The sequence below is a fragment of the uncultured Turicibacter sp. genome, from assembly GCF_938044715.1.
In the GTDB taxonomy this organism is placed as follows: domain Bacteria; phylum Bacillota_I; class Bacilli_A; order MOL361; family Turicibacteraceae; genus Turicibacter; species Turicibacter sanguinis.
Genome location: NZ_CALIOS010000042.1, coordinates 21,204 through 28,664, shown reverse-complemented (window position 1 = coordinate 28,664; position 7,461 = coordinate 21,204). Strand labels below are relative to the sequence as shown.

The 7,461-nt window shown below is 34.4% G+C and carries 6 protein-coding genes; all 6 read left to right on the top strand.

Translation table 11 applies throughout. From position 1 onward, the window contains the following. The coding region (locus tag QWC74_RS04165; protein WP_288993921.1) for a glycoside hydrolase family 105 protein at positions 1-1,085 on the top strand (1,085 nt) is incomplete at its 5' end. Next, entirely contained in the window at positions 1,075-2,655 is a 1,581-nt protein-coding gene (locus tag QWC74_RS04160) for a glycoside hydrolase family 28 protein (RefSeq protein WP_006784715.1), read from the top strand. The genes QWC74_RS04165 and QWC74_RS04160, both read left to right, overlap by 11 nt. Then, on the top strand, positions 2,630-3,025 hold the full coding sequence (locus QWC74_RS04155; RefSeq protein ID WP_006784714.1) for an RDD family protein: 396 nt from the start codon (positions 2,630-2,632) through the stop codon (positions 3,023-3,025). The genes QWC74_RS04160 and QWC74_RS04155 overlap by 26 nt, the downstream gene beginning before the upstream one ends. Before the next feature lie 6 nt (positions 3,026-3,031). Then, positions 3,032-4,441 carry a glucuronate isomerase gene (gene uxaC, locus QWC74_RS04150; protein WP_006784713.1) on the top strand — a complete coding sequence of 470 codons (1,410 nt, stop codon included), beginning with the start codon at positions 3,032-3,034 and terminating at the stop codon, positions 4,439-4,441. A 19-nt stretch (positions 4,442-4,460) separates the two neighbouring features. Continuing rightward, positions 4,461-5,918 carry a tagaturonate reductase gene (locus tag QWC74_RS04145; RefSeq protein WP_006784712.1) on the top strand — a complete coding sequence of 486 codons (1,458 nt, stop codon included), beginning with the start codon at positions 4,461-4,463 and terminating at the stop codon, positions 5,916-5,918. 13 nt (positions 5,919-5,931) lie between these two features. Next, positions 5,932-7,419 (top strand): UxaA family hydrolase, encoded by a 1,488-nt coding sequence (locus tag QWC74_RS04140; RefSeq protein WP_040763959.1) that lies wholly within the window; start codon positions 5,932-5,934, stop codon positions 7,417-7,419. Positions 7,420-7,461: the final 42 nt, after the last annotated feature.

Genomic DNA, 7,461 nt, shown 5'->3' with positions numbered 1-7,461 from the left:
TTAAATCTTATATTAATCAGTTTAAACCATATAAGGGATTTTGGTGCTATGAAGATGGTGTCATTTTAAAAGGAGCACAAGACTTATATATCGCAACAAATGATGAGTTTTATTGGGATTATATACAAGCTTATTTAAATGAATTCGTGGATCAAGAGGGGAATTTAAAAGGGTATAATTCATCAGAATATAACATTGATCACGTAAATGCTGGAAAAGTTTTATTCTTTGCTTATGAAAAAACAAATGATGAGCGATATAAAGTAGCCATCGAACATCAAATGGATCAATTAAGAACACATCCTAGAACAAATAGTGGTAACTTCTGGCATAAAAATCGATACCCACATCAAGTATGGTTAGATGGGCTGTACATGGCATTACCGTTTTTTACCGAATATGAAACGGTATTTAATGGAAAACAACAGTATGAAGATATTTATAAACAATTCATGGAAGTGTATAAAACACACCGTAATAAAGAATGCGGATTATATTATCATGCATGGGATGAGTCGAAATCAATGTTCTGGTGTGATGAAGAAACGGGATTGTCTAAAAATTACTGGCTACGTGCAGAAGGATGGCTATTAATGGCATTAATTGATTCGATCGATAAAATGAGCGAAACAATTTTTGAATATTATAAGGGATTAATTGACATGTTTGTTGAGAGTATCGATGATATTTTACCTTATCAGGATGAAAAAACAGGATTATGGTATCAAGTGATTGATGCGATGGATCGTGAAGGAAATTATTTAGAAGTTTCAGGAACTGCAATGGTGATTTATTCAATTTTAAAAGGGGTTCGTTTGGATGTTTTAGATGAATCATATAAAGAAAAGGCAATTAAATCATTAAAAGGAATTTTAGAAGTGTATGGATATGAGGACGAAGCTGGGTATCATATTGGTGGAATTTGTGAAGTAGCGGGACTTGGAAGTTTTAATGGTGTTGTACGCGATGGAAGTTTTGAGTATTACATTTCAGAAAAAGTGGTGCCGGATGAAGCAAAAGGAATTGGACCACTGATGATGGCCTATGCAGAATATTTAATGGTTGGTGGAAATGATGAACTTTAATATTGTTTTACAAACATCCTCAAGTTTAACACTAGAACTTGAAAATCAATCATGTTTTAAATCAAGTCAACCGTATACCTTAAAATTAAATGATGAAATAATTGATGAGCATTTAGTCCAAAATGTTTATTCTATTTATCGGTTACAACCAAGTACTGCGTATATGGTCACGATTATCAATGAAGAAACAGGTGAATCTCTATCAAAAGAGGTATATACAAAAAAAGAAAGTATTTGTTTAAATGTTAAGCACTTTAATGCTAAAGGTGACGGGATAACTGATGATACGTTAGCTATTCAAGCCGCAATTATGTCTTGTCCTGATGATGGGCGAGTTTTTATTCCAAAAGGGACTTATGCGACTAAAACGATTTTCTTAAAATCTAACTTAACGTTAGAATTAGAAAAAGGAGCAACCTTATTATATAGTGCCTCATTTGAAAGTGGTGCAATATTACCTGGATATACCAAAAATTCAAATCATGAAGAGTATTATTTAGGTTCATGGGAAGGGAATCCACTCGATACGTTTACAGCATTGATTCAAGGGGTTAATGTTTCAAATGTTAATTTAATTGGTGAAGGTGTATTAGATGGAAATGGATCTATTGGATGGTGGGACTTTCCAAAGGTAAGAAATGTGGCTTGGCGTCCACGTTTATTTCAAATTATTCATTCTCATCATGTCAACGTTCAAGGGATTACCTTACAAAATTCTCCCTCTTGGACTGTTCATCCCTTATTCTCGGATGATTTGAAGTTTATTGATTTAAAAATTATTAATCCCAAAGATTCACCGAATACGGATGGATTAGATCCTGAATCTTGTCATCGTGTTTTAATTCTTGGGGTTCATTTCTCAGTTGGGGATGACTGTATTGCCATCAAATCTGGAAAAATTTATTTAGGAAGTCGTTTAAAACGAGCTTCAGAATATATTACGATTCGAAATTGTAGTATGAACTTTGGTCATGGTGCAGTTGTTATTGGAAGCGAAATGGCTGGAGGTGTTAAGCATATTCTAGTGGAGCAATGTTTATTTAACGAAACAGATCGTGGGCTTCGAATTAAGACACGCCGTGGACGTGGAGAGGCTGCAATTGTTGAAGATGTCACATTCCGTCACATCGAGATGGAGAAGGTACTAACTCCATTAGTGGTAAACTGTTTCTATTTCTGTGATCCAGATGGTCATAGTGAATATGTTAAGACGAAGGAAACTTTACCGGTCGATTATCGAACACCAGATATCCGTGATTTTTGTTTTGAAGATATTAAATGTCGTCATTCAGAAATTGCAGCGGCTTATTTTTATGGCTTACCAGAGAAACCGATTGAACGGTTAAGTTTAAAAGATTGTGTTTTCCATTTCACAACAGAGGCAGAGCCAGGAGTTCCTGCTATGATGGATGATATTCCTAATTATTGTCAAAATGGGATGGTTTTAAACAATATAATTGAAGTAAATTTAGAAAATGTAACGTTTGAAAATGTGATTGGCGATCCAATGCAAATTCAAAATGTTAAAAAGGTGGTAGTTGACGGTGTTATTAAGGAGAATTATTGCTGAAATTATTGATATTTTTGTTCTGATTGGAGGAACTGCACTCGGAATATTTCTTGCCGGACAACTCAATGGGATGTTTGAGGAGTCATTTACATTATTAACGATTAGTGAGCTGTGTATCATTGTATTAATTCCAATTGCGCTTCAATCATTATTTTGGTTAGAACGTACAACAATTGGAAAAACAATGGTCTTTTGTAAAGTCGTGACAAATGATGAATCCGATTTAAATTATTTTGCGATGTTTACACGCGAATACGTCTCAAAAGTTTTCTCTTGCTATTTAGTTTGTTTACCGATTTTTGCAAGAAAACCAGGATTGCATGAGGTGATTACAAACTCGAAAGTTGAATTAAAATTAAAAAGGGGATAAAAGGATATGAAAGGATTTTTAACAGAAGATTTCTTACTTCAAAATGAAACGGCTAAAGTTTTATATCACCAACATGCCAAAAAAATGCCAATTATTGATTTTCATAGTCATTTAAGTGCAAAAGAAATTTATGAAAATAATAAATTCTCAAATATTTCAGAAGTATGGCTTGGAGGAGATCATTATAAGTGGCGTGCGATGCGTGCTCTTGGCGTGAACGAATCAATTATCACTGGAAAAGAGGTATCAGGAGAAGAAAAATTTAATGCATGGGCTAGTTCGATGCCATATTTAATTGGAAATCCACTTTATCACTGGACACATTTAGAATTACAACGTTACTTCAACATCAAAACACCGTTGAGTGCAAAATCAGCCAAAGAAATTTATGAAGAATGTAATCGTTTATTAGCAACGGAAGATTTCCGAGTACGTGGATTAATCGATATGATGAATGTCGAAGTCATTTGTACAACGGATGATCCATGTGATGATTTAAAATATCATCAGTTAATTAAAGAAGAAGGAACTTGTAAAGCTCAAATTTTACCAACTTTCCGACCTGATAAAGCGGTTAATATTGAATTAAGCTGGTTTACCGCTTGGGTTCAAACGTTAAGTCAAGTAGTTGGATATGACATTCATGAGTTATCTGATTTATTTAAAGCATTAGAAGAGCGTATGGATTTCTTCGTTGAGTGTGGATGTAAAGCCTGCGATAACGGGGTAGATGTTTTAGCATTTACTGATTCAACAGTTGAAGAAGCTGCTGAAATCTTTAAAAAAGCGATGTCTGGTGCGACTTTAACAAAAGAAGAAGTTGAGAAATACAAAACACAACTTTATTTATTCCTCGGGGAACAATACCATAACCGTGGTTGGGTGATGCAATTTCATATTGGAGCACAACGTAATAATAATACGACAATGCTTGAAAAATTAGGGCCAGATACAGGATATGATTCAATCAATAACTCTTTAGATACACAAAAATTATCTAAATTCTTAAATAGTTTAAATTTAAAAGGCGCATTACCAAAAACGATTATTTACGATTTAAATCCAAGCGATAATCATAAAGTCGTCACTTTAATGCAATGTTTCCAAGATGGTGTGACACCAGGTAAAATTCAGTTTGGATCTGGATGGTGGTTTAACGATCATAAAGATGGAATGAATGATCAAATGCGCGCGTTAGCAGCAAACGGTGTATTAGCAAAATTTGTTGGGATGTTAACAGATTCAAGAAGTTTCTTATCATTCCCTCGTCATGAATATTTCCGACGTCTATTATGTCAATTATTAGGGGAATATGTTGAAAATGGGGAATATCCAAATGATGTAGAGTTCTTAGGACAAATTGTAGAAGATATTTGCTATAACAATGCAAAATCATTCTTTAATTTAGATAAATAATTGTTTGTGGGGGTCAATAATGAAAGCATTAAATAATGAAATTTTACCAAATAGAAAAGAAAGACCGATAAAAATTGTTCAATTTGGAGAAGGAAACTTCTTAAGAGCATTCGTCGATTGGATGATTCAAGAATTAAATGACGCTGGAGTATATAATGGAAATATTGCCGTTGTCCAACCACAACCTTTTGGACGTGTGAAAGAATTAGCGGAACAAAATGGATTATATACGGTGATTCAAGAAGGGGTTCAAAATAATGAATTCGTTTCAAAATCACAAATTATTGATAGTATTAGTGAATTTATTGATCCATATATGAATTTTGAAGCTTATTTACAATTAGCTGAAGTTGAAACCTTAGAATTAATGATTTCAAACACAACTGAAGCCGGAATTGTGTTAGATGAATCAGATTCGATTGAAGCAACACCACCTAAAACATTCCCTGGTAAAGTGTTAGCCTTCTTACTTCATCGCTATCGTCATTTCAATGGAGATCTGACAAAAGGATTATACATTGTTCCATGCGAATTAATTGATAATAATGGAGACGAGTTACATCGTTGTGTGAAACGTTTAGCAGAAGTTCATCACCTTGAAGAAGGATTTATGACATGGTTAGACGAAGCGAATACCTTCACCAATACATTAGTTGATCGTATTGTTCCGGGATATCCTGCTAAACGTATTGAAGAATTTACAAACCAATTTGGTTATTTAGATAAAAATATGGTACTAGGTGAAGTCTTCCATTTATGGGTGATTGAGGATCGAAATGGTATTTCTTCTGTTTTAAAAGGAGCGGAAGCCAACTTAAATATCTTATTTGTGAAAGATATTAAACCTTACAAAATCCGCAAAGTCCGTATTTTAAATGGACTGCATACGTTAATGGTTCCTGTTTCTTACTTATATGGGATTGATACAGTTGGAGAAACAATGAACGATGACTTAATGTTAACTTTCTTAAATCATACGGTAGAAGATGAGATGATTCCGGCAACGGAACGCTATTTAACTGCTGATGAGTTACGTCAGTTTGCCAAAGAAGTTTATGACCGATTTAATAATCCTCGTGTCCGCCACGAATTAATGTCAATTGCTTTAAATTCAACTTCAAAATTCAAAAGTCGTTTATTACCCACAGCATTGGATTATGTTGAACGCTTTGGGAAATTTCCAACACACATTGAATTCTCATTGGCAAGTTTATTAGTGTTCTTCCGTGGAAAACGAGGGACTGAGGTCATTGCGCTTCAAGATGAGGCAGATTTCTTAGAATTCTATCGAAATGTTTGGAATCGTTATGAAGCAGGAACTGCAACGGTTCGTGATGTCGTGACTGAATTTTTAGGAATGGAAGATCATTGGGAAATGAATTTAAATGAGATTCCAAACTTAACTGATGAATTAACAGCGATTGTTGAAGACATCTTAAGTGATGGAATGGAAACTGCATTAAAAAAAGTTTGTTAGTGGTGGGGATATGATGAGACCGTTTATTAAATTACATGAAGATGATAATGTAGTTGTTGCCTTGGTTAATTTACAACCAGGTGACGAACTAACGATTGATGAGCACTCAATCGTTGTAAAAGAAGAAATCAAAAAAGGACATAAATTAGCCATCAAAAAGATTGAAGAAAATCAAGATGTTGTCAAATACGGTTTTGCGATTGGACATGCAACCCAATTCATTGAAGTGGGAACTCATGTTCATACTCAGAATGTGAAAACGAATTTAAATGATTGTTTATCTTATGAGTACCAGCCTAAATCAAAACGTGCTGATAAATTGTTAATGGATCGTGAAATTCGCGTTTATCATCGTAAAAATTGGGATATTGGAATTCGTAATGAATTATGGATTATTCCAACTGTTGGATGCGTTAATAAGACAGCTGAAATTATCAAAGATCGTTTCTTAAAAGAAGTTGATAATCTAACGATTGATGGTGTATTCTCATATGCCCATCCATTTGGATGTTCTCAGATGGGGGATGACCATGAGACAACTCGTAAAATCTTACAAAATATTGCTAAACATCCGAATGCAGGTGGAGTTTTAGTACTTGGACTTGGATGTGAAAATAATCAAGTTTCAACATTTAAAGAAACAATGGGTGAGTATGATGAAGAACGAGTACGCTTCTTAGTTGCTCAAGATGTTGAAGATGAGATTGAAGCAGGTGTCAAAATTCTTCATGAGTTATATGAGGTCATGAAACAAGATTATCGTGCGACTTCTTTACTTCGTAACTTACGTGTTGGGTTAAAATGTGGAGGAAGTGATGGATTCTCAGGAATTACGGCAAATCCTTTACTTGGATATTTCTCTGATTATTTAGTAAAAAGTGGGGGAACAACTGTTTTAACGGAGGTTCCAGAAATGTTTGGAGCTGAAACGATTTTAATGAATCGTGCTAAAGATGAGGCAACGTTTGATAAAATTGTCCATTTAATCAATGATTTTAAAGGGTATTATGAACGAAACCATCAAGTGTGTTATGAAAATCCAAGTCCTGGAAATAAGGCGGGTGGAATTACCACACTTGAAGATAAATCATTAGGATGCACCCAAAAAGCAGGAACATCTGAAGTGGTCGATGTTTTGAGATATACGGATCGTTTAGAACATAATGGCTTAAATTTACTTCAAGGGCCAGGAAATGACTTAGTGGCAGTGACAGCTCTTGGAAGTGCCGGATGTCATTTAGCCTTATTTACGACTGGGCGTGGAACCCCATTCGGTGGATTTATTCCAACGGTAAAAGTAGCGACTAATTCTGACTTAGCCAATAAGAAAAAACATTGGATTGACTTTGATGCGGGTGCTATGTTAACCGCAACAACGACAGAAGAGGTCGTTGAAGATTTTATTAATTATATTTGCGATGTATGTAGTGGAAAATGGACAAATAATGAATTTAATGGACACCGTGAAATTGATATTTGGAAATCAGGTGTAACATTATAACAATCCATAAAAAGACACTTAAATATGTTAAAACTTCATTAA